Raw genomic sequence first — 25,828 nt, 5'->3', positions numbered from 1 at the left:
TCGGCCGTTCCAAGGACCTGGCATGAACCCCGAAAAGAATCTGCGAGAGGCGGCGCTGGAATATCACGCGCTGCCGGTGCCCGGCAAACTGTCGGTCACCCCCACCAAACAGCTCACCAACCAGCGGGACCTGTCGCTGGCGTACTCGCCCGGTGTGGCGGCGGCCTGTGAGGAGATCGTCAGCGACCCCACCAATGCGTTCCGTTACACCGCCCGCGGCAACCTGGTGGCGGTGGTGACCAACGGCACGGCAGTGCTCGGGCTGGGTGACATCGGACCGCTGGCGGCCAAGCCGGTGATGGAGGGCAAGGCGGTCCTGTTCAAGAAGTTTGCAGGCATTGATGTGTTCGACATCGAGCTCGACGAGCGTGATCCCGCCAAACTGGTCGATATCATCGCGGCGTTGGAGCCGACCTTCGGCGGCATCAATCTGGAGGACATCAAGGCGCCGGAGTGCTTCGAGGTCGAGCGCCAGCTGCGCAGCCGGATGAAGATCCCGGTGTTCCATGACGACCAGCACGGCACCGCCATCATCGTCGGCGCCGCCACCCTCAACGCACTCGAGGTGACCGGCAAGGCGATTGACGCCATCAAACTGGTGGTGAGTGGTGCCGGGGCCGCGGCGCTGGCCTGTGTCGATCTGCTGGTGGACCTCGGTGTGCCCGAGCGCAATATCTGGCTCACCGACCTCGCCGGGGTGGTGTACCAGGGGCGCACCGAACTGATGGATCCGGACAAGGCGCGCTTCGCACAGCCGACCGAGGCTCGCACCCTGGCCGAGGTGATTGACGGCGCCGACATGTTCCTCGGGCTGTCGGCCGGTGGTGTGTTGAAGCCTGACATGGTGGCGCGCATGGCGGCCCGGCCGATTGTGTTCGCACTGGCCAATCCGCGCCCAGAGATCCTCCCGGAAGACGTCAAGGCCGTGCGCGACGACGCCGTCATCGCCACCGGTCGCACCGACTATCCGAACCAGGTCAACAATGTTCTCTGCTTCCCGTTTCTGTTCCGGGGCGCGCTTGATGTCGGTGCCACCGGGATCAGTCGCGGCATGGAGATTGCCACCGTGCACGCCATCGCCCAGCTGGCACGAGAAGAGGCCAACGACGCCGTGGCCAGTGCCTACGGCAATCATTCGCTGGCTTTCGGGCCGGAGTATCTGATCCCCAAGCCCTTCGACCCGCGCCTGCTGGTGCGGATTGCGCCGGCGGTGGCCGAGGCGGCCATGGCCGAAGGGATTGCGTTGCGGCCCATCGATGATCTCGATGCCTACCGCGAGCGACTGCAGCAGTTCGTGCATCACAGCGGCACCCTGATGAAGCCGGTATTCGCTGCCGCCCGACGGGCGCCGCCCGAGCGCAAGCGCATCGTCTTCGCCGAAGGCGAAGAAGAGCGTGTGTTGCGCGCCGTGCAGGTGGTGGTCGATGAACGGGTGGCGCGACCGGTGCTGGTGGGACGTCCGGCCGTCATCGAAAGCCGCATTGCCCGCTACAACCTGCGGATCAAGGCCGGTGAGCATTTCGAGGTGGTGAACCCGGAATACGATCCGCGCTACCGCGAGTACTGGGAGGACTATCGCGATCGCATGGCACGCCGCGGCATGACCGCGCAGTTCGCCAAGATCGAGATGCGGCGCCGGACCACATTGATCGGCGCCATGCTGCTGAAGAAGGGCGAGGGCGACGGGCTGGTCTGTGGCACTTTCGGCACCACCGGCTTGCACCTGAAGTACGTCGACCAGGTCATCGGCCGCCGCGCCGGTGCCAGCGTCTATGCGGCGATGAACGCCCTGATTCTGCCGGGCCGGCAGCTGTTCCTCGCCGATACCCACGTCAACCTCGATCCCAGTGCCGCGGAGATTGCTGAAATCACCCTGATGGCGGCCAAGGCCATCCGCCGCTTCGGGATCGAGCCGAAAGCGGCACTGCTGTCGCATTCCAATTTCGGCACCCATGACGACGGCGCGGCGGTAAAGATGCGCGAGGCATTGGCGTTGATCCGCGATCAGGCGCCGGGCCTGGAGATCGACGGCGAAATGCACGGCGATGCCGCCCTCGACGAGGCGCATCGCATGAGCATCCTGCCGGAGTCGACGTTGACCGGCAGCGCCAATCTACTGATCCTGCCCAACCTCGGTGCGGCCAATATCGCCTATAACCTGCTGAAGACCGCAGCCGGACAGAATGTGGCGATCGGTCCGCTGCTGCTGGGCTGCGCGGCGCCGGTCAACATTCTCACGCCCTCGGCGACCGTCCGGCGGATCATCAACGTGGCCGCGTTGACGGTGCTGGAAGCCCAGCAGATGGCCGACCAAGGGTGAATGGTGTGCCTGGTCACCGGCGCGTAGCCTGCGTCGCGGACTTGCGAACGGACCGGACATGAGCGCGTTCCTGTTGCTGATCGGGTGCCTGGCCCTGGGCGCGGGCGTTGCCCGCTATGCCCATCCGCCGATCGGCCTGGCCCAGGCGCTCAACTGGTGGGTTATCCAGATCGCGCTGCCAGCGTTGATTCTGGATCTCGTCCCCGGTCTGCAGTTCGACGCCTCGCTCTGGTTTCTGGTGTTGAGCCAGTGGGGCGTGTTCGTCGGCGCCTGGGTACTGATCGCAGTGGTGGGGGCGCACCTGGGCTGGTCCCGCGCCAGCATTGGCGGTCTGATCCTGGTCTGCGGGCTCGGAAACACGTCGTTCATGGGCTACCCATTGCTGGAGATGCTGCGGGGTCGCGAGGGTCTTTCGCTCGGCGTCGTCGCCGACCAGCTGGGCTGCTTCATCATGCTCGCCGTCGGCGGGGTGCTGGTGGCGTCGGTGTACGGCGGCGCCCGTGCGACGGCGTCAGTGATGCTGCGACGGGTGCTGTTATTCCCCGCCTTTCTGGCGCTGGTGGCCGGTGTGCTGGTCGGTGCGGCGGGTGGCTGGCCGGCATGGTTCGAGCCGCTGCTGCAGCGGATCGGCGGGACGTTGGTGCCGCTGGCGCTGTTCTCGGTCGGGTTGCGGTTTCGGCTGCATCTGGGGCGTGACCAGTGGCAGCCGGTGGCGGTCGCCCTGTCATGGAAGTTGTTGCTGGCGCCGGTTCTGGCGCTGGGGTTGGGCGTGGTCACCGGCGTGACCGCGCCGGTGCTGTCGATCGGCGTACTGCAGACCGCCATGGCACCGATGATCTCGGCGGCCATCCTCGCCGATCAGCATCGCCTCGACCCGCCGCTGGCCAACACGGTCCTCGGCTGCGGCATCCTGTTGTCACTGGTCACCGTGCCGTTGTGGAGTCTGGTGCTCCCCTAGGGCGGAGCGAGAGGCTAGGCTATGGCCATACGCAAATGGAGTCGCGCATGAGTGCAACCCCTGCTGTACTGCTGTTGGCAGAGTTCTCGAACCCCATGCGCGAACGGCGTGGTGAACCGGTGGCCGACGACCTGGCGCTGCGGAAGCTGTCGGCGATCGCCACAGAACGCGGGGGCCAGCAGCTGCAGTCGCTGCCGCGCCAGCTGTTGTTCCGCTTTGGCGGCATGCCGGCGGCTTATGGATTCGGGCGGCAGCTGGTGTCCGAAGTGGCCGGCTGGTTGCATACCGGAGATCGTAGTGAGGTGCGGGTGGTGGTCGGCGCAGGTCCGGTGACCCTTGACCAGGGACGCGTCCGCGGTGATTGGGTACATCGTCTCGCCGGGGTGATGCCCCGGGTTCCGGAAGGCGCCATCGCCGCCTTCGCCACCGCCGCTGCGATGGACCCGTCGTTGCCGCCTGCCGCCGGGCTGCGCCGACTGGCCGATGACCTCTACATGCTGTTCCCCTCTCACACCCCGGAAGCGGCCGAGACCCGAATGGCCTCACCGTTGGAAGCGGAGGGCGGGATGTTCACCGAGATCACCCTGCGGGTGCGCGGCGGCAGTCGTAGCTTCCGCTCCGCGGAATGTCCGCTGATCGTTGGCCGCAGCAGTGAATCGACCGTGCAGGTTGCAGCGGAACGGGCCTCGCGACTGCACGGCCGCGTGATCTATGAGCATGGGCGTTTCTATTACGTCGACGAAAGTCGGAATGGCACGTGGGTGCTGACCGGCTCTGGCGAGGAAGTCCATCTCGAGAATGACCGCTTGCTGTTGACTGGTGAGGGGGCCCTCAGTCTCGGGTCGCCGATCGGCCAGCAGTCCGGTGAGGTGGTGCGCTTCATCTGTCGCTCCAAGCGTCTGCGCATGGACGCGGACATCGGTGATACCCGGCCGCTCGACCGGTGAGCAAGGACGCGTCAGCACCCGTGGTGGGGGTGGCCCTGGGCAGCGGTTCGGCACGCGGCTGGGCCCATATTGGGGTGCTGCAGGGTCTGGAGGCGCTGGGGGTTCGTCCGCAGGTGGTGGCGGGAACCTCCATCGGCGCCCTGGTTGGTGCGGTCTATGTCTCCGGTCAGCTCGACGACTTCGCCGGCTGGGTGCAGAAGCTCACTGCCCGCGAGGTATGGCGATTCATGGACCTCAGTTTTTCCGGCGGGATGGTCAAGGGTGAGGCGCTGTTCGGCTACTTCGAGGAGCACCACCGCAACCCGGACATCAGCGAGCTCGACCAGCGCTTTGCCTCGGTCGCGACCGACATGCACAGTGGTCGTGAGATCTGGATTACCGAGGGGCGGGTGTTGCCGGCGGCGCGAGCGTCCTGTGCCCTGCCCGGCGTGTTTTCGCCGGTGCAGTTCCAGGAGCGCTGGATGCTCGATGGAGGGCTGGTGAATCCGGTGCCGGTGTCGACCTGCCGTGCCCTGGGAGCCGATGTGGTGATCGCGGTGAACCTTAATGCGCAGCTGGTCGGTCGCCATTTCACCCCGGCGCGTGGGGACGATACCGCCGAGCCGTTGACGCCGCCCGACCGCGGCCTTTGGAATCGGGTGGTCGACTATCTGTCGGGCAGCGAAGGCGGGCGGCCGAGCTTCTTCGACGTGGTGGCCAGCAGTGTCAACATCATGCAGGACCGCATCACCCGCAGCCGCATGGCCGGCGACCCGGCCGAGGTTACGCTGGTGCCGCTACTGGCCGATTTCGCCCTGATGGATTTTCATCGTGCTGCCGAGGCGATCGCCGAGGGGCGCGCGCTGGTCGACCGCCATGCGCACCAGATCTGCGCTTGGGCCGGGGTCGCGCCGCCGCCGGATGTCGGTGCAGGTGAGGAAGACGAGGGCACGTTGCCCTGACGTCTAGCCGATTACCTCGGCGTTGAGGTCGTGCTCGTCGGCCGCGATCACCTCACAGCGGACGATGTCTCCCGCCTCCAATTCCAACGAGGTCGACAGGTAGACCTTGCCATCGATTTCCGGCGCGTCGGCCTGTGAGCGGCCAACCAGGTATCCGTCCTCGTCGAAGCCGTCGACCAGCACATCGATCTCGCGGCCCACTTTTGCCTGTAGCCGGGCGGCGCTGATCCGCGCCTGCGCTTCCATGAAACGGGCCTGACGCTCCTGCTTCACGGCTTCCGGCACCGGATCGGGCAGCGCGTTTGCGGTGGCGCCTTCAACCGCCGAATAGGTGAAACAGCCGACGCGGTCGAGCTGGGCTTCTTCCAGCCAGTCGAGCAGGGTCTGGAACTCCGCTTCGGTTTCGCCGGGAAAGCCGACAATGAAGGTACTGCGCAGGGTGATGTCCGGACAGACTGCGCGCCAGGCGCGGATGCGCTCGAGGGTGTTCTCGGCGGCGGCCGGTCGTTTCATCCGTTTCAGCACCGACGGCGCCCCGTGCTGAAAGGGGATGTCGAGATAGGGCAGTAGCCGCCCTTCGGCCATCAACGGGATGATGTCGTCGACATGCGGATAGGGATAGACATAGTGCAGGCGGACCCAGGCATCGAGGCTGCCCAGACCCTCGCAGAGGTCCTTCAGGCGGGCGCGGTACTCGCGGCCCTGCCAGGTGCCGGGCGCGTACTTGAGATCGACGCCGTAGGCGCTGGTGTCCTGGGAGATGACCAGCAACTCCTTGACGCCGGCCTGGACCAGACGCTCACCCTCGCGCAACACCGCGTCCACCGGCCGTGACACCAGCCGCCCCCGCATGCCGGGAATGATGCAGAAGCTGCACTGATGGTTGCAGCCTTCGGAGATCTTCAGATAGGCGTAGTGGCGCGGCGTCAGTTTCACGCCCTGCGGTGGTACCAGATCGAGAAACGGATCGTGCTGCGGCGGCAGGGCCGTGTGCAGTGCCGTCATCACGCTGGCGAAGTCCTGCGGTCCGCTGATGGACAGCACGTCGGGAAACTTCTCGCGAATCCGGTCGCGGTGGCTGCCGACGCCCATACAGCCCGTGACGATGACCTTGCCGTTTTCGGCCATGGCCTCGCCGATCGCCTCCAGTGACTCCTCCACGGCCGAGTCAATGAAGCCGCAAGTGTTGACGATGACCACCTGGGCGTCGTCGTAGTCCGGGGCGGTCTGATACCCCTCGGCCCGCAGCTGGGTGAGGATGCGCTCGGAGTCGACCAGGGCCTTCGGGCAACCGAGGGAGACAAAGCCGACTTTGGGGGCAGGGGTGGCGGTCATGAGAGGACGGGGAAGGTGTCGAGATTCATTTTACGCCGAGGCGCCGTCGGCCGGTGCCCGTCGCCAGCGTGTAGGCTGCAATACCCCCTTCCGGAGTGCTGCAGATGAGTAGCTATTTCAACGCCGAAGACCTGCCGAAATTCAGCGAGATCGGCGCCCAGGCGAAGCCGATGGCCGACGCCTTCTTTGCCTATTACGGACAGGTCACGGGGACTGACTCCGCCCTGAGCAAGCGCGAAAAGACGTTGATCGCGCTGGCGATCGCCCACAGCGAAAAGTGTGGCTATTGCATTGACGCCTACACCACGGCCTGCCTCGAGGCCGGCGCCAATCCCGAACAGATGCGCGAGGCGGTGCATGTGGCGGCGGCGATGAAGGCGGGCATCACCCTGGTGCACAGCGTGCAGATGTCCAACCATCTCGATCGACTGGTGCTCTGATTCAGGCGCCGCTGCCGCCGACGTTGCGGTGATCGCGTGCCGTTCTGAGCAGGCTGCGAAACGCAGCGGGTCGACCGGCATCAGCATGGAGTCGCATCAACAGGGTGGCCGTCGCCAGGGCATCTGCCATCGCGTTGTGGCGTCGGCCCATCGGTAGCCCCATGTGTGCCAGCCAATCGTCGAGGCTGTGCCGCTGACGGGCGGGCCCCGGATGCAGGGCCGAGGCGAGGTCGGCCACGTCCAGCCACGGACGATGATCGGGCGCCAGGCCGCAGCGCCGCGCCGCGGTTTGCAAGACTCGACGGTCAAAGGGGGCATGGAAGGCGATCAGGGGATCCTGTCGGCGAAATCCGCGCCAGCGATCCAGCGCCAGTGCCAGCGGTACTCCGGCCCGCCGGGCCGCGACACCGATACCGTGCAGCAGGATGTTGTCGGTATCGACCGGTGCCGGACTGTCGATGGTCAGCTCGAAACTGTCAGCCGCCTGCAGGTGGCCGCCGTGCAGCGCCACCGCGCCGATGCTCAGCAGGTGATCGCGATCGGGGTCGAGACCGCTGGTCTCGGTATCGACCACGATCCACCGATCGCTCTCCGGCACGCCGGGGAAGCGCTGCCGAAACGCCGACCAGAGACGGTTCATCCCGGAAACAGCATGCGCAGTTGCTGTTGCAGGGTGCGGGCCTGACGAAGCGCTTCGCGCAGGATCCGCTGGTCGATGGCCGACAATTGTTCGGGGTCGAGGCGGTTGGCCTGCGCCGGTGCGGGGCCGCGGTCGTGCTGCACCCGCAGGCGCAACAGCTGGATGAACTGGAAGGCATCGACCCACGCCTGCACCGAGGTCGGGGTGAGGTTCAGGATCGGGCAGGCGCGTTCCAGTCGCTCCCGGGTGCCGGTGGCATCGACGCCCGCCGCCAGGGCCAGCACGCGGGCGGCGTCGACGAAGGGCATGCTGCCATGACGCTTGAGGTCGATCCCGCCCTCATGGTCCCCGGATAGCTGCCCCAGCCAGTTCAGCGGGGGGCGGGTGTGCAGCACGTTGGCCACCAGCAGGGTGAGGAAACGCGTGTGACGTCGGGCGCGCGCGCCGACGGTGTGGCGCAGCGTGTAGGCGAGACGCGGTTCACCGGCCAGCGGACGGAAGTCGAAAAAAATGTTGGCGCGCAACAGCGCTTCCGGGTCTCCACGTTCGATCCAGCTGGCGAACCGGTGCTGCCAGGCGTCCAGCGGCTGACACCATTCCGGATTCGACGCCATGATGCCCCCGCGGCAGAGCGGAAAGCCGCAGTCGCGCAGCGCCAGATTGGCGGCCTCGGCGAAGCGCAGCAGTCGGGTGCGGGCCAGCACCGGGTCGCCCCCGGTCTCAAAGATCAGCCCGTTGTCCTGGTCGGTGCTGATGGTCTGCTCGTGGCGCCCCTCGCTGCCCAGCGCCAGCCAGCACCAGCTGATGTCGTCAAGCGCGTGGTCGTGAGCCACCAGGGTCAGCAGGCGGCGGGTGAGCTGGTCATTGAGCGAACTGATGAAGCGGGTCAGCCGGCCGGCCTCCACGCCCTGTGTGACCAAACCGCGGGTCAGGCCACGAATGTCGCGTGCCGCCAGCGCCAGGGTGGGCAGGTCGTCGGCTTCGCGGATGCCGCGGCTGACCTCTCGCAAGGACAGGCGCTGCAAGCCGAACAGATCGCGCTCCGACACCACCCCGGCAAGCTGTTCACCGTCGACCAATGGCAGGTGCTGGATCCCGTGCTGGGCCATCAGCAGGGCGGCGTCGCCGGCCGGCGCGTCAATCGGCAGGCTACGGGCCGGATGGGTCATGACCTGGAACATCGGCGTATCCAGGCTGATCTCTGGCAACACGACCTTGGCGACCAGGTCGCCACGGGTAAAGATGCCGATCGGACGCCGATGAGGGTCGATCACCACGACCGATCCCACCCGCGCCGCCTGCATATCGGTGAGTGCCGCCCGCAACGGGGTCTCAAGCTCGCAGGTCACCGGTGTTCGCCGGGTCAGGTGCCGCAGGGCCGTGTCCATGGCCTGCCGCGAGGCCGTCTCGGCGACATAGCTGGCCTGCAGGTCAGCCCGCGACAGTTCCAGCAGGTGCGCGATGCGACGGGTACAGAAATCACCGAACACCCGGCTCCGCTCCGCCAGTGCGCGAAAATCTGCGGCCGGCAGGCAGAAGCAGAAGACATCGCCAACCGCTCGGTAGGTACTGGTCACCGGGCGCTCCGCCAGCAGCGCGCCCACCGGAAACAGCTCGCCCGCCGCCAACTCGGTCCCGCGGTCGTCAACGCCGTCGGCACGCGGCCGCAAGCCATGTATACGCCCCTGGCGGATGATGAAGCAGGTCGTTGCCGGGCCATCTTCGGGTCCGGCAATGCGCTCGCCGGGGGCGAAGTAGGCGAGCGGGGCAGCCGCGACCAGCGCATCGATATCGCGTTCCGGCATCTGTGCGAACGGGGCATGTGCGCGCAGCTCCTGCCGCAGGGCGGCGATCAGGCTGGGCGCGGGGACGGCGGGGTCTGTCATCGCTGCAGTGTGCAGTGACGGTTGCGGGGCGGCCAGACGACTTTGGACGAAGGCCGACGTGCCGCGGCTATGCTGTGAGACCCATCCGCCCCTTGCGAGCCTCCTGATGTCGCGATCCGAATTGCCCTCACCGCCCCCCTCGTCGGATAGCGCGACGGTGGCCATGGACAAGCCCTTTGCCCCGGCCGCCGAGCGCAATGCGCCCCATATTCTGGCGATTCTGCAGCCCCTGCTGGCCACCGCCGGTACGGTGTTCGAGGTGGGCAGTGGCACCGGACAGCACGCCGTTCACTTTGCCCGTCACTTGCCGTGGCTACGCTGGCAGACTGCGGACCAGCGCATCCACCACGCGGGCATTCGTGCGTGGCTGGAGGAGGCCGGACTGCCGAACGTGGCGCCGCCGTTGCCGCTGGAGATTGGCCTTGATCCGTGGCCGGAGCAGGTGTTTGACGCGGTGTATTCCGCCAACACGCTGCACTACATGCCGTGGTCGGCGGTGGAGGCCCTGTTCGCGGCGGTGCCGACGCTGCTGCGGTCCGGCGGCGTGCTCGCGGTCTATGGTCCGTTCCGGATCAACGGTCATTGGCTGAGTCCCAACGATGAAGCCTTCGACGCACAATTGAAGGCAGGTGCCGCGTTCCGTGGGCTGCGAGATCTGGAAGCGGTCGAGGTTTTGGCGCGTGCAGCGGGACTGCGGCGGGAGGCCTTGCATGCCATGCCGGCGGACAATCGGCTGGTGATCTGGCGTTCTCTATGACGACGTGCCCCTGTGGTGGGGGACGGCCCTACGACAACTGCTGTGGCCGCTGGCATGCGGGTGCGCCGGCGCCCGACGCCGAAGCGTTGATGCGCAGTCGCTACAGCGCCTTCGTGCTGGGAGACATCGACTATCTGCTGAGAACCTGGCACCCCGAGACGCGGCCCACAGCCCTCGAACTGGATGCAACGGTGACCTGGCTCGGACTCACGGTGAGGGCCGTGCGCCGGAGCGGACCGGACGTGGCCGAGGTGGACTTCGTTGCCCGTTCGCGGGTAGGCGGCGGTTCGGCAAGCCGGCATGTGGAGCGCAGTCGATTCAGGTGCAAAGATGATCGCTGGTACTACCTTGACGGGGTGATCAAGGGGCGATGACAGCCCTGACCGGTTTGCTATGCTGGGCGCATGACGACCTTATTGCAGGCATTGCGCCACCCGCTCCGGGCGCTGCTGCTGGTTGCGGGCCTCTGCCCGCTGCCGGCACTGGCGCTGTCGTTTCTGCCGTTCGAGCAGGTCAGGCCGTTTTACAGCACGGTTGAATTTGACGGCAGCCAGCGGACGGTCGGGTATCTGCGACCTGCCAATCCGCAGCCCAATCCGCCGGCCATTATCGTGCTGCACTTCAATGTCGGCACCGCGGCGTCGATGGCCAATCTCACCGAGATTGCCGAGCTGGCCCGTGACGAGGGTATCTGGCTGATCCTGCCGGAAGCGCCGGGGCTGACCTGGGCGCATACGCCGGCTGATGGCGACGAGGACGTCAACTATCTGGTGGCGGTGATTGATGACGCCGTGGCTCGCTACGGAATCGATGCCAGCCGGATCTACATGACCGGTTACTCGCAGGGCGCCAACATGACCGTTCGCATGGCGTGTGACCGGCCTGACAAGATTGCCGCCGGGGCCATCGTCGCAGCGACGATGCGCAAGGCACTGGAGCGGGTGTGCGCGCCTTCCCAGCCGACGCCGATGGCATTCTTCAATGGCACCGAGGACGATCAGGTGCCCTACGACGGCGGCCTGTTGTCGGTGGCACTGTCGGCACCGGATGCCGCCGCCTATTGGGCCAACCTCAATGGCTGCCCGGCGACACCGACACGGACCACACTGCCCGATGCGGTGATCGATCAAACCACCGTGCTGCTCGACCGCTATGAGGGCTGTAGCAGTGGTGGGGCGGTAGCGTTCTACACCGTGCAGGGCGGGGGTCATAACTGGCCCGGGGCGCTCGATTTCATTCCTCGCGTCGGGTTGACCACGCAGGACATTCGTGCCAACCGCGAGATGTGGGAATTCTTCAAGAGGTTTTCACGATGAGCCGGGTGTTATCGAGTCTCATGCTGGGGATCGCGCTGACGGCCTGCGGCGGCGGCAACGATGGCGGCGGCCCCGCGCCGGTTCCGGTTTCGCCCACCGAGATAAGGGCCAACGTCGTCACCGCCGGTGATCAACAGCGGCCCCGTGTGGCGCGCAATGCCCGGGGGGATGCGCTGGCAGTCTGGGAGAGCTTCGGCCAGGACGGCAATCATTTCGGGATCTATGCCCGGCGCTTTGCCGATGGCGAGCCGGTGGGGTCCGAGTTCCGCGTCAATACCACCACTGCCGGGCGTCAGAACTTCGCCGCTGTGGCCATCGATGGCAACGGCAACAGCGTTGTGGTGTGGCGCAGTTCGCTGCAGGATGGGCCAGGCGGCACCATTTACGGTCAGCGTTTCGATGCAGCGGGTGCCCGGCTGGGTGGCGAGTTCCAGATCGGTCCGTCAAGTTCCAACTTCGACTCGCAGTCGGAACCGCGGGTGGCAATGAATGCCGACGGGCGCTTCGTGGTCGTCTGGAGCAATCGTGAGATCACCCAGCTGGCGATCCTTTTGGGGCGCAACGATATCGAGCAGCGCATGATCCAGGCGCGTATCTACGGTGCCGACGGCTCACCGCGGACCGGCGTGCTGGATGTCGTTGGGCCGACCACGACAGCCATCGTGCGGGCGCCGGATGTGGGCATCGACGCACAGGGTCGTTTCGTGGTGTCGTGGATCAGTGCCGGCAACCCCAGCGGTATTCGCGTTCGCAGCTTTGATGCCGAGGGGATCGCGACCTCCGGTGACACCGGCGTCGACACACCGAGGAACGAGTCCGCCCCCGATTTCCCCGCCATCGCCATGGGCAGCGACGGGCGTTTCGTGGTGGGTTGGGAGGCCTTCACCTTCGGCTATCAGCCGCTGGGCGTGTTCGGTCGTTTGTACGAAGGGGCCGATGCCGATCAGGCCGTGGGCGGCGAGCGCCAGTTCACCGGGCCTGACAGTGGCCTGCTGGAGCGGATTTCACTGTCGATGAATGCCACTGGGTCCTTCGCGTTGGCGGGCAGCGGCTTTGATGGTGTTGCCGTCGCCGGATTCAACGCGCTCGGGCAGCGGATCGGACTATCTGCCGTCAGCAACCCCGACTTTGCGGCCGTGTTCGGGGCGGTCGCCCTGGCCGATGACGGGCGTGTCAGCGTGGTGTGGAACAGTTTCGGCCAGGACGGTGACGGGCGCGGGGTCTATTTGCGCGAGGCCACGGTCAATTAGTGGTTGCGACGCGGGCGCCTACGCTCTAAAGTCAGGAATCTGTGTTAATTAATTATTAAGGGGAAGCGGCATGGGCGTTCTCAGAAAGGCTGCAGCGATGACGGCAATCGCCAGCATGGCAGTGGTGCCGTCGGTGGCGGTCATTGCAGCCGAGCGCGATCCGCAGATCGCGGCCTACTTCAACATGCGCTTCGGCAAGGCCGAAGCCCCCCGCGATTTTCATTACGGTCTGCGGCTTGACCAGGATTCCTACAATGCGCAGTGGGGCCTGGCGCCGCCGCTGCTGGTGATGGACCTGTCTTCGCGGCGTGGATTCGACGCCTACCTCAACGGCCTCAGCTTGCAAGGTGTCCGTTATCAGCTGAACCAGGCTGAAGCGGCCGGGGCTGCCGGTCTCGGCACCGCCGGCACCGTGGCGGCCGTGGTGGTTGCAGCGGTGACCGTGGGTGTGGTCGCCAACGAAGCCAGCGATGATGATGACCCGGTTGCGCCGGGCGATACCACGGGTGGTGGTACGCCGACCGGTGGAACCCCGACGGGTGGCACCCCCACCGGGGGCACCCCGACTGGCGGAACGCCCACCGGCGGTGAGACGACCGGGGGGGATACCACAGGCGGCACGACCACGGGTGGCGACACCACCGGAGGCACCACTGCCGGCGGCACCCCGACGGGCGGTACCCCGACCGGCGGTACCACCACCGGTGGCTTGTTGGGCGGTGTGCTCTCGGGCTTCAGCGACGCGCGGACGCACCACGCACCGGACCGGGTAAACGACATCGAACGCCAGCGCTGGCTCGACGGCGGCACCGGCCACATGGGTGACCTGGGTCTGTAAGACTGGCGGTCATGCGTGTGAAGCGATGCAGGGGGAGCCGAGGGCTCCCCTTTGCATTGGTGTCAGCCGCGCATCCGCGGTGCCTGCCATGACGGACCCGACGTGAAATCTGCTGCCCCCCGGCTGGACGCCCTGTTCGGTATCGACCTGCGGACCCTGGCGCTGTTCCGCGTGGCCCTTGCCGGGGTCATCAGTGTGGATCTGCTGCGCCGACTCTGTCTCGATCTGGTGGCCTTCCACAGCGGTTGGGGCGTGCTGCCCGGCGGCTATTTGCTGGAAACCGACAGTCTTTGGCGGCTGAACCTGCTGCTGGTCAATGAGCAGCCGTGGTTTGCGGCCTTGTGCCTCAGTGTCGCGCTGACCGCCGCTCTGTCGATGCTGGTCGGCTACCGCACCCGGGCGGCGGTGATCGTGCTGTTCGTGTTGGTGGCTGCGATCCAGAACCGGAATCCGATGATTCTCATTGGCGGCGACCTGTTGATCTGCTGCCTGCTGTTCTGGTCCCTGTTCTTGCCATTGGGGGCGCGCTGGAGTGTCGACGCCGCACTGTCGACTGTCCCGCCGCCGCCGGCAAATCTGCACCGCTCATGGGCCAGCGCCGGGGTTCTGGTGCAGGTGATGTCGGTTTACTTCTTCAGTGCCGTTCTCAAGAACGGCGCCGACTGGTGGCCGAGCGGACTCGCGGTCTACTACACCATCGAATTGGAACGCTATGCCACGCCGTTTGGGCGCTGGCTGCTGGCCGATCGGCAGGGGCTGATGCAGGCGCTCAGCTACTTCGTCTATTTTCTGGAATGGCTGGGGCCGCTGATCGTCTTTCTTCCCTGGGCATCACGGGTCAACCGTTTCATCGTCATGCTGCTGCTGATGGGCATGCATGTCGGGTTCATTCTCTGCATCGAAATCGGACATTTCCCCTATGTCAGCCTCAGCTCACTGACCCTGTTCCTCGGGGGCTGGTTCTGGGATGCACTCGACCGGCGGGCGGTACGTGACTCGCCGTTGCAGCTGTTCTACGACCGCGATTGCGGGTTCTGCCTGAAGATGTGTCTGTTGTTGCGGACCTTTCTGGTGCTGCCCCGAGGCCTGGTGCTGAAGCCGGCCCAGGACGATGCCCGCGCCGGCCCGCTGCTGGAAGCCCACTACTCCTGGGTGGTCATTGACGCCAACGATCAGGCGCACCTGAAATGGGAGGCCTTCGTCGCCTTGCTGCGGGCGTCGGCGCTGTTCGGGTGGCTGGCGCCGCTGGCTGCGTGGCGACTGTGGAGGGCGCCCGGGACCTGGGCCTACGACCTCGTCGGACGTGCGCGCGGCCCGCTGGGGGCCGTCAGTGGCTGGCTGCTTCCCCTGCGCCCGGTGCGTTTCGAGGTCGGGAAGCGGGCCCAGGAGGTGGCCGGGTTATTCTTGCTTCTCGTGCTGGTCTGGAATGCGGCCACCATCGAACGGGTGCCCAGTCAGCCCGTCTACGCAACCCTGACGCCGGTCTTCCGGCTGTTGCGCATCGACCAATTGTGGAACATGTTCGCGCCCTATCCATCGCGGGCAGACGGCTGGACGGTGTTTCCCGGAAGGCTCGAGGATGGCAGCGAGGTGGACGTGCTACGCCCCGGTCAGCCACTGAAATGGGACAAGCCCGCCCGACCGTCGCAGCACGAGAACATCCGCTGGCATACCTATCGCTGGCGGATCTGGGAAAAGCGCAATGCCGGGCACCGGCTCCATTACGGCCGATATCTCTGTCGCCAGTGGAACGCTGATGCGGCAGAGGGGCAACGCCTGCTCAGTTTCCGCATGGTGTGGATGCAGGAGTTCACCGTACCGCCGGGGCAGGTGCCGACGGTGAAGCCGGCGACCGGCTGGAGCCATCAGTGTGTCGACCGCGAAAAGGCCGACCGGCAGACCCCGCCGCCGCTGCCTCCCAGCTTCTGAGCGGTACCTCGGAGGGCCCGAGGTTCAGGCCGCTTCGAGCTGCTCCGATATGCTGAGCCATTGCTGCTCGACGTCGGTCAGGCGCGTTAGCAGGTCGGCCTGCGTCGCTTGCAATTTGCGGACGTCGTCGCGGCGTTCCGGTGCGTAGAGCGCCGGATCTGCCAGTGCCGCGTCGAGCTGGAGGCGTTCGTTGCTGAGGCGCTCCAGCTGGCGGTCCAGCTTTCGCAGTTGCTCGCGCAGGGCCTTGATATCGTTGGCGGCGGCGCGGGGTGCCGGTCGCGATGGTGCGCTGCCCTGTAGACGTTGTTCGCGTAACCACGTGGCGTAGTCATCGAGACTGCCGTCATAGGGCTCGCAGCGACCGTCACTGACCCGCCACAGGGTGTCGCAGGTCGATTCGACCAGGTAGCGGTCGTGGGATATCAGCACCACGGCCCCGGGGAAGTCCTGCAATGCCATCGCCAGCGCCTCGCGCATCTCCAGGTCGAGATGGTTGGTCGGCTCGTCCAGCAGCAGCAGGGCCGGACGCCGATACACCACCAATGACAGGGCCAGACGTGCCTTTTCGCCGCCCGAAAACGGGGCGATGGCCTCCAGTTGGCGCTCGCCGTGGAAGGCGAACTGCCCAAGGTAATCCCGCAGCGCCTGCTCGCTTGCGTCGCGGTCGAGGCGCTGCAGATGCAGCAGTGGGCTGGCCGCCGGGTCCAGTTGCTCCATCTGGTGCTGGGCGTAGTAGCCGACGGCAAGGTCGGGCGCGCGCCGGATGTCGCCACCGAGGAACGGTTGCTGGCCGGCGAGGCTCTTGATCAGGGTCGACTTGCCGGCACCATTGGCCCCGAGCAGGGCGATCCGGTCGCCGGGGTTGAGCACCAGCTTGAGCTGTCGCAACAGCGCGGTTTCGCCATAGCCTGCCTGCGCATGCATGGCGCTCAGCAGAGGATGCGGCAAAGCCTCGGGTGCCCGGAAGCGAAAGCTGAACGGGCTCGACAGCAACACCGGGGCGACCGCCTCCATGCGCTCCAGCGCCTTCAGCCGCGATTGCGCTTGGCGTGCCTTCGAGGCTTTTGCGCGGAAGCGATCGACGAATCGCTGCAATTCCTCACGGCTTCGGGTCTGTTGAGCGTGCTGTTGTGCCTGTTGTTGCAACCGCTCGGCGCGCTGGCGTTCGAAGGCGCTGTAGGGGCCGTTGTAGAGGGCACCGCCGTCGGCGGTCAGGTGCAGTGTGTGGGTGGTAACCGCGTCAAGAAATGCGCGGTCGTGCGAGATCAGCAGCAAGGTGCCTTCATAGCCCGCCAGGACTTCCTGTAGCCACAGGGTGGCATCGAGGTCGAGGTGATTGGTGGGCTCGTCGAGCAGCAGCAGATCGGCTCGCCGCATCAGCGCCCGTGCCAGGTTCAGGCGCATGCGCCAACCGCCGGAAAAGCTCGCCACCGGCCGCTGTTGCATTTCGGGGCTGAAGCCCAGCCCCCGCAACAACTGGGCGCACCGTGCCTCAGCGGCATAGCCACCGATGGCCGCCAGTCGATCATGTGCCTGTGCCAATGTGGTGGCGTCACCCGAGGCCTCGGCGGCTGTCAGACGGGCCTCCAGAGCGCGCAGTTCGGTGTCGCCATCGAGGGCGTAGGTCAGCGCCGGCTCGGGGCGGGCCGGAACCTCCTGCGAGACCGCCGTCAGGCTGCGTTCGCGCGGCCAGTGGATGTCGCCGCCGTCACAGTCGAGCGTGCCGAGGATGGCGGCGAACAGGCTGCTCTTGCCGACGCCGTTGGCGCCGATGACCCCCACCCGTTGGCCCGGATGAACAGCAAGGCTGAGATCGGAGAACAGCGCGCGAGGGCCGCGGCGCAGCGTCACGTTGGACAGTTTGAGCATGGCCGGCATTCTACTGGCGTCAGCCGTCGCAACGGCTACACTGGGGCATGTGTTGTTCCGAGACCCGATCGTGGTGATGACCGGCCTGCGCCGGTGGTACGAGGATATGCGCGGCCGCTCCAGCCCGTCGTCGTCGCCGCCGCCGCAGCGTCCCCCGCTGGCGGCACTGCCCCCGGTTTATGCAGCGCGATTCGACCCCCAGCGCATCGATCTTGCCGAGGTGTTGCCCGACGAGGCGCCGGTGTGGCGGGATCTGGGGCAGCAATTCTTGCGTCCCCGCGATGACGCGCGAGGGGCCTGTGTCGCCACCAGCCTCAGTGCCGACCGGTTACCCCAGGTCGCACGGGTGCTATGCGAGCAGGCCGCTGCGGCGGGGTTGCAGGCCGATACCGTCGATCCCGCTCAGCGTTGGCGAGGACCGAACGACGGCGTGGCGGCCATCGCCACCGCACTGGGGCTGCAACCGGCATCGCAGACGCTGTCGGCGCTGACTGCCGCGTTGAACGAGGGGCCGCCGCGGCTGATCCTGATACCCGCCCTGCATCGGGCGATGCTGCGCGCGCCCGGTGGTGCCGCCGCTTTCATCACGCTGATGCAACTGATTTTGCAGACGCGCGGCAGGGTCGGATGGTGGCTGGGTGCCCATGCGCCGGCCTGGCAGCGCCTGGTGCGCTGGGTCGGAATCGACAGTGTGGTGTCGACCGTGACCGCGATCGAAGGGCTGGACGACGCTGCCCTTGCCGAAGCGCTGTGGTCGCGACACGCGGCCGGCGAGCGCGGATTGCGGATCCTGTCTGCCAGCGACGGCCGACCGGCGCGGGTGGTCAAGGGGGCTGCCGATGAGCCGCTGCGGGACTGGGTGCGTGCAGCGCGGACGCAGGCCGGCCCGGATCTCGGGCGGCTCTGTCAGCACTGGCTGGCGTGCGCCGGGCTCGACGAGGACAGCGGCGAGATCCATCTGTCGATGCCAGCGCCGCCCGACTGGCCGGCGCTGGCGCCGCTGCCGCCGCGGCGGCGCTATGCCCTGATCGAGATCATGGTCCACGACGGATTGCGGCTCGAGGAACTGGCCGAGCTGTTTGTCTGCGCCCGGGCCGACATGGTCGCTGACGCCGCGCGGTTGGCGGCCAGCGGCCTGATCGACGTCGTCGATGACGTCCTGATGCCCCCACGGCTTCGCGCCGCCCGGCTGGCGCGACAACTATCCAGCCTGCAGGCACTGGAGTAGACGCGATGGAAACAGCGGTCGACGACAAGGTGCGTGATCTGTTTGCCGGCATCGAGTGGGGTGACCTACTGATGGCGGTGGCGATCCTGGCGTTGACGCCGCTGTTGGTGGCGCTGTACGGCCGGGGGATGCGCTGGGTGGCCGAGGAGTACCCGCGCATTCGGATGGGGGTGCTGGCCAGCGTGCCGGTATTCCGGCTGGTAGCGTGGATCATCGCTGTGGTGCTGGTGGTGTTTGCTGCGCTCGATTTGCCGCGCGAAACCCTGTTGGCCGTCGGTGCATCGGCCGCCCTGGCGGCCGGCTTGGCGTTCCAGGATGTGCTCAAGAGCGTGGTGGCGGGCGTCGTGATGCTGTTCCAGCGGCCGCTGGCAGTGGGCGATATGGTGTCGATCGGTGATCAGTACGGTGAAGTGATCGGTACCGGCCTGCTGTCGGTCCGCCTACGGACCTTCGACGACGACACAGTCACCGTGCTCAACGCGCGGGTCTTCTCCGAGCCGGTCATCAACGCCAACTCCTCCAGTCTCCAGGCGCTGGTAGCGGTGCCCCTGACCCTGTTCGGGGATATCGATGCCGCGCGCGCGCGCGCCATCTGCGTCGAGGCCGCTGCCTGCTCGCCATATGTAACCCTTTCGCGGCCGGTCACGGTCATCGTCGAGGACGCCAGCGAGCGGCGGCCGGCGACCCGATTTACCCTCAAGGCGTATGTCAGTGATGTGCGCTGCGAGCGGCTGATGGCCACCGACCTACTGCTGCGGGCGCGACGTGAACTGGCGGCCGCTGGGCTGTTGCCCGACCGCGATCCGCTCCCCCTGTTGCTCGACGACTGAGGTTGTCATGGACCTGCCCCGCATCGTGTTGCTGTTCGGCTACTCCGGCCTCGTGCCATTCTTCGTCGGCCCTGCCTGGTTGGCGCTGTCCCCCGGGACTGCGCCGCAATGGATCGATGCGGCCTGGCTGGCCTACAACGCAATGATCGCCAGCTTCATGGCGGGCACGTTCTGGGGATTTGCCCTACCGGCCTCGATGGGCCCCAACGGGCAGCTCGGATTGCTGATCTCGGTGGTGCTCATGCTGATGTCGTGGTTGGCCCTGCTGCTACCGTTCGGGCCAGCATTGGCGTTGTTGGCGCTGGTGTTTCTGCTGTTGCTGGCGGCGGACTTCTGGCGCGAACGGGTTCTCGACACCATCGGCGGCTACTTCGCGCTGCGTAGCGGGCTCACCGTCGGGGTGCTGGTGGCGATGGCCTGGCGCTATGCGTTGTCGGCCTGAGGCTGCAGCCAGGCCCGGATCTGGGCGTACACCTGCGGATCGTTGAGCAACCGCAGGTGATGACGGCCGCTGACCGCCGCGACATCAGCATCCGCCAGCTGCCGCGCCGTCGCACTGTCCAGCCGCACCAGGCCGTCGCCGACGACGTAGGCGAGGGCGCTGTCGAGGCGTGGTCCGAGGACGCTACCGATGAACCCGATGCGGACGTGGGCGGGGCGCTCACAGGCCTGCGCCGGAGGTCCCCATTGATGATCGAGGTCAGCGTCGGCGCCGTCGGCCGGCGCCACGTAGCCGTGTCGCAGATCCTTGATGCCGGCACTGCGGGCCCGCGCCAGCCCGGCGAACGGGCGGGTGTAGGGCGTCATGCCCAGCAGCGCGGTGGCGGCCCAGCCGACCTTCTCCAGCGGGGCGCCGCGGTGCGGCGAGCCGAGGCAGATCACCTGTCGCAGACAGGCGAGCCAGGGCGCCTGCTGACGGGTCGCGCTGTGCACGGCGCTGCGCGCCACCAGACCGCCCATGCTGTGACCGATCAGGGCCAGCTCCTGGATCGGCGCCGGATAGGCAGACAGGAGTTCGGTGAGGCGGTCCGAGAGCGTCTGACCGTTGTCGGCAATCCGCAGCCCACTGTTGTAGCGGAGCAGCAAAGGGGTCCAGCCTTCTCCCCGGAGGCGCTGCGGATAGTCGAGTCCGTCGTTGTCGTCGCGGTAGAACTGCCACACCGACTCGGTGCAACACAGACCATGGATGAACACCGCCACGCGACCGCTCGCCTGCGGCAGCGCAGCGCGCAGGGTGGCCGGGTCGGTGGCCAGCGGTGCGTCGTGATGGGCCCACGCCATGCCCTGTGCCAGACCATTCCCGCGTGCGACCAGGTGATTGCCGAAGGCGCCATTGAGGGCGCCGATGGCGAGATCGCGCTGGGTCGAGAGCGCCTGTGTCGGGGGTGGCCGCTGCCGCGCCAGCCAACGGGCGCCGCGGGTGGCCTGTCGGGTCGATTCACGCACCACCGCGTAGACGCCGTCGGCGATCTCGTCGTGCGTGCGCCGGATCTCCGGCAGGCCCGGCAGCGCCGCCAGCAACTGGAACGGGGTCGCGGCAACGGCGCGGTGCACCGCCTGCACGGTATCGGTGATGGTGGTGGCAACGGCGCCCGCGACATCGAGCGCGCCGTCCAGCAGATCGGGCGTCTGCGGGCTGCGGGGGGTTATTTCAGTGAACATTTGTGCACTCTGCGCCCCGGGATGCGTCGCCGGATTGGCCCGCGCGCCCGGCGGTCGGGCGATTCAGCCAACCGCGGCGGCCTGCGGTAGGCTGGGGCCCCTTGTGTCCGAGTGTTGCCATGACCACGCCCAGCCCTGCCGCGTCCTTGCAATCCCAGGTGCCCGCCGACGAGTGGCAGGCGCGACTGGACCTCGCAGCAGCGTATCGGCTGGTGGCCTTGTTCGGGTGGTCCGATCTGGTGTTCACCCACCTCACCGCCAAGGTTCCGGGGGCCGATGCCCACTTTTTGATCAACCCCTACGGCATGCTGTTCGACGAGATCACCGCCTCCAGCCTGGTCAAGGTCGATCGCGATGGGCGCAAGGTGATGGACAGTCCCTACGACGTGAACCCGGCCGGGTTCACCATCCACAGTGCCATTCATGCGGCGCGGGAGGATGCGCATTGCGTGATGCACACCCATTCGCTCAACGGGATCGCCGTGTCGGCCCAGCGCGGTGGTGTCTTGCCGTTGTCACAGCAGTCCATTTTCGTACTGGCGTCGCTCGCCTATCACGACTATGAGGGGGTGGCCCTCAACGACGATGAAAAACCGCGGCTGGTCGCCGACCTGGGGACCAAGAATTTCTTCATGCTGCGCAATCACGGCCTGTTGACGGTTGCCGCCACCATTCCCGATGCCTTCCTCTTCATGTACCTGTTCGAGGCCGCCTGCACGATTCAGGTCAGGGCGCAGGCGGGTGGCGGCGAGCTGATCCCGATCGACCCGCGGATCATCGCCGGCGCGCAGCAGCAGGCCATGCAGGTGACCCGCGGTGCGGGCGGTGGCCTCGCCTGGCCAGGCCTGTTGCGAAAGCTGGACCGGTTGGATCCCGGTTGGCGCGCATGACATTGCGTATTGGCATCGATCTCGGGGGCACCAAGACCGAAGCCGTGCTGATGGCGCCGGACTCCACCATCCTCGCGCGTGCGCGCCGGCCAACGCCGCACCAGTCTTACCACGGACAGATCGAGACCGTGATCGCGCTGGTGGCCGAAATGGAGGCCACGGCGGGGGCCTCCGGTCTGCCGGTGGGTCTGGGTCACCCCGGCGCGGTGTCGCCGGCTACCGGTCTGATCAAGAATGCCAACTCGCTGTGTCTCAACGGGCAGCCGCTGAAGCAGGATTTGGAGGCGCGACTGGAGCGCGAGGTGCGTATGGCCAACGATGCCAACTGCCTCGCCGTGTCGGAAGCCTGCGACGGCGCCGCAGCGGGTGCTGGACTGGTGTTCGCGGTGATTCTCGGCACCGGCACCGGCGGCGGAATCGCCTGGCAGGGGCGGCCCTGGACCGGGCCCAACGCCATCGGTGGCGAGTGGGGCCACAACCCCTTGCCCTGGCCGCGGCCGGAGTGGGGCGAAGTGCCCGGCCCGCGCCACTGGGACGGGCAGCATGGCTCGATCGAGGCCTATCTGTCGGGCCCCGGTCTGGCGCGCGATCATGCACAGGTCAACGGTGGCGGTCTCAGCGGCGAGCAGATCGTCGAGGCGGCGGAGGCTGGCGACGCCGCCTGCAATGCCAGCCTGGCGCGCTATGAAGACCGGTTGGCGCGCGCGCTTGCCAGCCTGATCAACGTACTCGATCCCGAGGTGATCGTGCTGGGCGGCGGTCTGTCGCGGGTGTCCCGGCTGTATCGTCATGTGCCGGCCCTGTGGGATCAATGGGTGTTCTCTGACCGAATTGATACGCGACTGGTCGCGCCGGCGCATGGGGACAGCTCCGGTGTTCGGGGAGCAGCATGGCTGTGGCCGGCATGAGCACGGTGGTGTTGCTGGTGGGATTGCCGGGATCGGGAAAGTCCACGCTATTGAATGCACTTCGCGGGCATCTGCCGTGGCCGGTGATCGACCGCGACCGGATCCGTCAGGCGATGTTCCCCGAGCCCTTTGATGGTCGTGCCGAGAAGGATGCCGCCAACGAGGCCGTGTGGGCGGCGCTGGCGGCCCATTTGCAGGGCGGACAAAGTGTCTTCATCGACGGCATGACCTTCGCCAGTCTGGCCAATCGCGATCGCGCAGCGGCGATTGCCGCCGGATATGGGGCGCGTCTGCGGCAGCTGTGGGTCGATGTGCCAGTGGCGGTGGCCGCGGCGCGCATTGCGGCGCAGACGGGACATCCCTCGCCAGAGCGGACGCCGGCACTGGCCGCGGAGGTGGCCGAACGGTTCGCCCCGCTGCAAGAGCCGTTCCTCAAGCTCGACGCGACGCAGCCGTTGGGGCAGCTGGCGGCGCGTGCAGCGGATTGGCTGCGCGCCTGAGGCGGTGATCAGGCGGGGCGTCGGTCAACCCAGCGCAGCCAGCGACGGATCAGGCGCACCGCCAGCCAGGACGCGATCAGAATGGACGCCATCCCATGCAGCACGACCATCATCAGGGCGGCACCCATGGCCCAGGCGTCATACGTCGACAGGTAGGCGAACAGCGAGCTGATGACGGTTTCCCATTCCCGCCCGGGGTCTGCGGCGGCATGGGCCTGCGCCGCCACGTCCATGACGTTCAGGGCCTGCCACAAGGGCCAGGCAAGGAGCCCGTAGAGCAGCACATAGCTCAGCACCGTCCACAGCCAGGTGCGCGCCAGAAACCGGTGGTGTGTGGCAGCGCAAGGTCCACTGTGGCGGGCCGCCCAGCGATGGGCTACCACCGCGAACGGCGTCAGGAGCATCGCCACCAGGCCCAGGTTGAGAAAGGCCAACAAGGCCAACAGGCAGCCGCCGAGGTATCCCCAGGTGACCGGCTCGGACGAGGCCTCGTCGGTCATGCCATGGGCAGCGCTTTGCGTTCGGAATAGCTGATGAAGCCGCGGACGATGCGATAGATGTACCAGATGCCGACCGCCAGATAGATCAGGAAGCCGATGCCGATGAATGCCAGCACGGTGGCAATGATCATCCACAGCACGCCAAACCAGAAGGTGCGTAGCAACCAGCGGTGGTGGCTGCGGATGAAGATGCTGTCGGTTTCGTTCACCTTGATGTGGTTGACGATGACGCCAGCGATGGCAGTGACGCCACCGGTGAAGGCGCCCAGCGCGTGCAGGATATAGGCGACCAGCAGGGTGTTGCGTTCCGGTTCGGTGCCGGCATCAACCGTGTCGAGAGCTTCCATGGCGCGTCCTGTTCAGGAGAGGTTGTGGACGAAGCCTAGCAAGCGGGGCCGTGGGACGACAGCGTTCACGGCGATGGGCGCCCTGTCGGCATGAATTGCGACACAAACAAAAAAGCGCCGCCTCCACAGGAGACGACGCTGTCAGAGCGCTGGCCGTTACCTCAGCCCTTGTAGGCCTTGATCCCGGCTTCGATCTCGGCGCGGGCGGCGGCGGCATCGCGCCAGCCGGCCACCTTGACCCACTTGCCCTTCTCGAGGTCCTTGTAGCGCTCGTAGAAGTGCTGGATCTCGTTCTTGGTGCGCTCCGGCACATCGGCCAGGTCATGCAGGTGGTCGTAGGCGCCATTGCTGACCTTGTCGGTCGGCACCGCGAGCAGCTTGGCGTCGCTACCCTTCTCGTCGGTGGTGTCGAGGACGGCAACCGCACGACATTTGATGATGCTGCCGGCCACCACCGGGTGCGGCGTCATCACCAGCACGTCAACCGGGTCGCCATCGCCCCCCAGCGTCTTGGGAACATAGCCGTAGTTGGCGGGGTAGCACATGGCAACGTTCATGAAGCGGTCGACCATCAGCAGGCCGGTGTCCTTGTCGACTTCATATTTCACCGGCGGGCCGTAGGCCGGAATCTCGATGACGACGTAGAATTCTTCGGGCGCCTTGTCGCCCGCACCCAGTGCTTCGATACCCATGCTGATCCTCATTTGATCGGTTTGGACGTGTCGCACCCTCGGGCGGCTGGCGCCCTGGCGCTTGACACGAGGGGGCAGGAGTGTACGCCGAGGGCGGTTCCGCCGTCATCCCGCATTGACGCGGTCGGCGGCCAACCGTTACCGTTCCCAGCCGTTTGTGGGGGGCTGGCGCCCGATCGCCACGGAATGATGGCCTGAAGCTTCACGTTCGGCTCTTTTCACATTTTTAGAGGTTGACACTTTCATGAGGATCGTTCTGCTGGGCGCGCCCGGCTCAGGCAAAGGCACGCAGGGCGAAAAGCTCGTCGCGCGCTACGGTATCCCCAAGATTTCCACTGGCGATGCGCTGCGCGCGGCGGTGGCGGCCGGTACCACACTCGGCAAGCAGGCCAAGGCGGCGATGGATGCAGGGCAGCTGGTCGACAACAGTATCGTCATCGGCATCGTCGAAGAACGACTGCAACAGGCCGATGCCCTGAAGGGCTTCATCCTCGACGGGTTCCCGCGCAATACGGCGCAGGCAGAAGTTCTCGACGGCATGCTCGCCAAGCTGGGCCAGCCCGGCATCAGCCATGCAGTCCATCTGCACGTGACCGATGAGGAAATCGTCCGTCGATTGCTCGAGCGCGCCAAGATCGAAGGGCGCGCCGACGACCGGGAAGACGTCATCCGCAAGCGCATTGAGGTCTATAACGCCGAAACCTCACCGCTGTTGGCGTACTACCGAGCCCAGAACAAGGTGCAGACCGTCGAGGGTGTGGGGTCGATGGACACCATCTTCGAACGCATTATCGGCGTGCTCGGCGGCTGACACCGCCGCCCCCATCGTTCATGGCAACCCGAAA

26 protein-coding genes are annotated in these 25,828 nt (G+C 66.7%); 18 read left to right on the top strand and 8 right to left on the bottom strand.

The genetic code is table 11. The features are described 5' to 3' along the window. Positions 1 to 22 precede the first annotated feature (22 nt). Genes JN531_RS02760 through JN531_RS02745 form a run of 4 tightly spaced genes read left to right on the top strand, consistent with a single transcriptional unit; the run spans position 23 to position 5,166 of the window. Complete coding sequence (locus JN531_RS02760) at positions 23 to 2,320, top strand: NADP-dependent malic enzyme (RefSeq protein ID WP_228347328.1); 2,298 nt, start codon at positions 23 to 25, stop codon at positions 2,318 to 2,320. Between the two features lie 58 nt (positions 2,321 to 2,378). Next, positions 2,379 to 3,278, top strand: a complete 900-nt coding sequence (locus JN531_RS02755) for an AEC family transporter (protein ID WP_228347327.1) — start codon at positions 2,379 to 2,381, stop codon at positions 3,276 to 3,278. Positions 3,279 to 3,325: 47 nt separating this feature from the next. After that, the gene (locus tag JN531_RS02750) at positions 3,326 to 4,225 is read left to right on the top strand and encodes an FHA domain-containing protein (RefSeq protein WP_228347326.1); all 900 of its coding nucleotides are present in this window, start codon (positions 3,326 to 3,328) and stop codon (positions 4,223 to 4,225) included. Further along, complete coding sequence (locus JN531_RS02745; protein ID WP_228347325.1) at positions 4,222 to 5,166, top strand: patatin-like phospholipase family protein; 945 nt, start codon at positions 4,222 to 4,224, stop codon at positions 5,164 to 5,166. Before JN531_RS02750 ends, JN531_RS02745 begins: the two co-directional genes overlap by 4 nt. 3 nt (positions 5,167 to 5,169) lie before the next feature. Here the strand turns inward: JN531_RS02745 and rimO are convergent, their stop codons facing one another. After that, complete coding sequence (gene rimO, locus JN531_RS02740; protein WP_228347324.1) at positions 5,170 to 6,501, bottom strand: 30S ribosomal protein S12 methylthiotransferase RimO; 1,332 nt, start codon at positions 6,499 to 6,501, stop codon at positions 5,170 to 5,172. Between the two features lie 104 nt (positions 6,502 to 6,605). Here rimO and JN531_RS02735 point away from each other — a divergent pair, with 104 nt between their 5' ends. Next, positions 6,606 to 6,941 (top strand): arsenosugar biosynthesis-associated peroxidase-like protein, encoded by a 336-nt coding sequence (locus JN531_RS02735; protein WP_228347323.1) that lies wholly within the window; start codon positions 6,606 to 6,608, stop codon positions 6,939 to 6,941. 1 nt (position 6,942) lies between these two features. On the opposite strand, the gene JN531_RS02730 is transcribed toward JN531_RS02735, so the two are convergent. Beyond that, complete coding sequence (locus JN531_RS02730) at positions 6,943 to 7,581, bottom strand: 3'-5' exonuclease (protein ID WP_228347322.1); 639 nt, start codon at positions 7,579 to 7,581, stop codon at positions 6,943 to 6,945. Next, entirely contained in the window at positions 7,578 to 9,467 is a 1,890-nt protein-coding gene (locus JN531_RS02725) for a DUF294 nucleotidyltransferase-like domain-containing protein (protein WP_228347321.1), read from the bottom strand. Before JN531_RS02725 ends, JN531_RS02730 begins: the two co-directional genes overlap by 4 nt. A 106-nt stretch (positions 9,468 to 9,573) precedes the next feature. Between JN531_RS02725 and JN531_RS02720 the strand changes: the two genes are divergently transcribed. The 6 genes from JN531_RS02720 to JN531_RS02695 all read left to right on the top strand — a co-directional run bounded on the left by JN531_RS02720 (position 9,574) and on the right by JN531_RS02695 (position 15,557). Further along, a complete protein-coding gene (locus JN531_RS02720; protein ID WP_228347320.1) occupies positions 9,574 to 10,224 on the top strand; it encodes a DUF938 domain-containing protein in 651 nt (216 codons plus the stop codon). Continuing rightward, entirely contained in the window at positions 10,221 to 10,598 is a 378-nt protein-coding gene (locus JN531_RS02715) for a YchJ family protein (protein ID WP_228347319.1), read from the top strand. Before JN531_RS02720 ends, JN531_RS02715 begins: the two co-directional genes overlap by 4 nt. A gap of 30 nt (positions 10,599 to 10,628) precedes the next feature. After that, positions 10,629 to 11,540 (top strand): CE1 family esterase, encoded by a 912-nt coding sequence (locus JN531_RS02710; protein WP_228347318.1) that lies wholly within the window; start codon positions 10,629 to 10,631, stop codon positions 11,538 to 11,540. Further along, on the top strand, positions 11,537 to 12,790 hold the full coding sequence (locus JN531_RS02705; RefSeq protein ID WP_228347317.1) for a hypothetical protein: 1,254 nt from the start codon (positions 11,537 to 11,539) through the stop codon (positions 12,788 to 12,790). Before JN531_RS02710 ends, JN531_RS02705 begins: the two co-directional genes overlap by 4 nt. Before the next feature lie 70 nt (positions 12,791 to 12,860). Beyond that, entirely contained in the window at positions 12,861 to 13,628 is a 768-nt protein-coding gene (locus JN531_RS02700) for a hypothetical protein (protein WP_228347316.1), read from the top strand. Positions 13,629 to 13,730: 102 nt separating this feature from the next. Next, the gene (locus JN531_RS02695; protein ID WP_228347315.1) at positions 13,731 to 15,557 is read left to right on the top strand and encodes an HTTM domain-containing protein; all 1,827 of its coding nucleotides are present in this window, start codon (positions 13,731 to 13,733) and stop codon (positions 15,555 to 15,557) included. 24 nt (positions 15,558 to 15,581) lie between these two features. Here JN531_RS02695 and JN531_RS02690 read toward each other — a convergent pair whose 3' ends face one another. Further along, positions 15,582 to 17,426, bottom strand: a complete 1,845-nt coding sequence (locus JN531_RS02690) for an ABC-F family ATP-binding cassette domain-containing protein (protein WP_228347314.1) — start codon at positions 17,424 to 17,426, stop codon at positions 15,582 to 15,584. On the opposite strand from JN531_RS02690, the gene JN531_RS02685 reads away from it, so the two are divergent. The 3 genes from JN531_RS02685 to JN531_RS02675 are packed head-to-tail and all read left to right on the top strand — an operon-like array spanning position 17,425 to position 19,926. Further along, entirely contained in the window at positions 17,425 to 18,654 is a 1,230-nt protein-coding gene (locus JN531_RS02685) for a hypothetical protein (RefSeq protein WP_228347313.1), read from the top strand. The two genes, JN531_RS02690 and JN531_RS02685, sit on opposite strands and share 2 nt — an antisense overlap. Positions 18,655 to 18,659: 5 nt before the next feature. Then, entirely contained in the window at positions 18,660 to 19,484 is an 825-nt protein-coding gene (locus JN531_RS02680) for a mechanosensitive ion channel domain-containing protein (RefSeq protein WP_228347312.1), read from the top strand. A 7-nt stretch (positions 19,485 to 19,491) separates the two neighbouring features. Beyond that, positions 19,492 to 19,926, top strand: a complete 435-nt coding sequence (locus JN531_RS02675) for a DUF3429 domain-containing protein (RefSeq protein ID WP_228347311.1) — start codon at positions 19,492 to 19,494, stop codon at positions 19,924 to 19,926. Here the strand turns inward: JN531_RS02675 and JN531_RS02670 are convergent. Beyond that, a complete protein-coding gene (locus JN531_RS02670) occupies positions 19,908 to 21,146 on the bottom strand; it encodes an esterase/lipase family protein (RefSeq protein WP_228347310.1) in 1,239 nt (412 codons plus the stop codon). The two genes, JN531_RS02675 and JN531_RS02670, sit on opposite strands and share 19 nt — an antisense overlap. A gap of 119 nt (positions 21,147 to 21,265) precedes the next feature. Here JN531_RS02670 and JN531_RS02665 point away from each other — a divergent pair, with 119 nt between their 5' ends. The 3 genes from JN531_RS02665 to JN531_RS02655 are packed head-to-tail and all read left to right on the top strand — an operon-like array spanning position 21,266 to position 23,444. Next, positions 21,266 to 22,036, top strand: coding sequence for a class II aldolase/adducin family protein (locus tag JN531_RS02665; RefSeq protein ID WP_228347309.1), 771 nt, complete (start codon positions 21,266 to 21,268; stop codon positions 22,034 to 22,036). Further along, a complete protein-coding gene (locus JN531_RS02660; RefSeq protein ID WP_228347308.1) occupies positions 22,033 to 22,944 on the top strand; it encodes an ROK family protein in 912 nt (303 codons plus the stop codon). The genes JN531_RS02665 and JN531_RS02660 overlap by 4 nt, the downstream gene beginning before the upstream one ends. Continuing rightward, positions 22,926 to 23,444 carry an AAA family ATPase gene (locus JN531_RS02655; RefSeq protein ID WP_228347307.1) on the top strand — a complete coding sequence of 173 codons (519 nt, stop codon included), beginning with the start codon at positions 22,926 to 22,928 and terminating at the stop codon, positions 23,442 to 23,444. The genes JN531_RS02660 and JN531_RS02655 overlap by 19 nt, the downstream gene beginning before the upstream one ends. Positions 23,445 to 23,452: 8 nt before the next feature. On the opposite strand, the gene JN531_RS02650 is transcribed toward JN531_RS02655, so the two are convergent. The 3 genes from JN531_RS02650 to ppa form a co-directional block, all read right to left on the bottom strand. Further along, positions 23,453 to 23,944, bottom strand: coding sequence for a hypothetical protein (locus JN531_RS02650; protein ID WP_228347306.1), 492 nt, complete (start codon positions 23,942 to 23,944; stop codon positions 23,453 to 23,455). Then, positions 23,941 to 24,291, bottom strand: a complete 351-nt coding sequence (locus JN531_RS02645; protein WP_228347305.1) for a DUF4870 family protein — start codon at positions 24,289 to 24,291, stop codon at positions 23,941 to 23,943. Before JN531_RS02645 ends, JN531_RS02650 begins: the two co-directional genes overlap by 4 nt. A gap of 161 nt (positions 24,292 to 24,452) precedes the next feature. After that, the gene (ppa, locus tag JN531_RS02640; RefSeq protein ID WP_228347304.1) at positions 24,453 to 24,983 is read right to left on the bottom strand and encodes an inorganic diphosphatase; all 531 of its coding nucleotides are present in this window, start codon (positions 24,981 to 24,983) and stop codon (positions 24,453 to 24,455) included. 244 nt (positions 24,984 to 25,227) lie between these two features. Here ppa and JN531_RS02635 point away from each other — a divergent pair, with 244 nt between their 5' ends. Beyond that, positions 25,228 to 25,794, top strand: a complete 567-nt coding sequence (locus JN531_RS02635; protein ID WP_228347303.1) for an adenylate kinase — start codon at positions 25,228 to 25,230, stop codon at positions 25,792 to 25,794. Positions 25,795 to 25,828 lie beyond the last annotated feature (34 nt).

Source organism: Flagellatimonas centrodinii, assembly GCF_016918765.2.
In the GTDB taxonomy this organism is placed as follows: domain Bacteria; phylum Pseudomonadota; class Gammaproteobacteria; order Nevskiales; family Nevskiaceae; genus Polycyclovorans; species Polycyclovorans centrodinii.
Note: the sequence above shows the minus strand (reverse complement) of the source record. Positions and strands in the feature narration are given on the sequence as shown.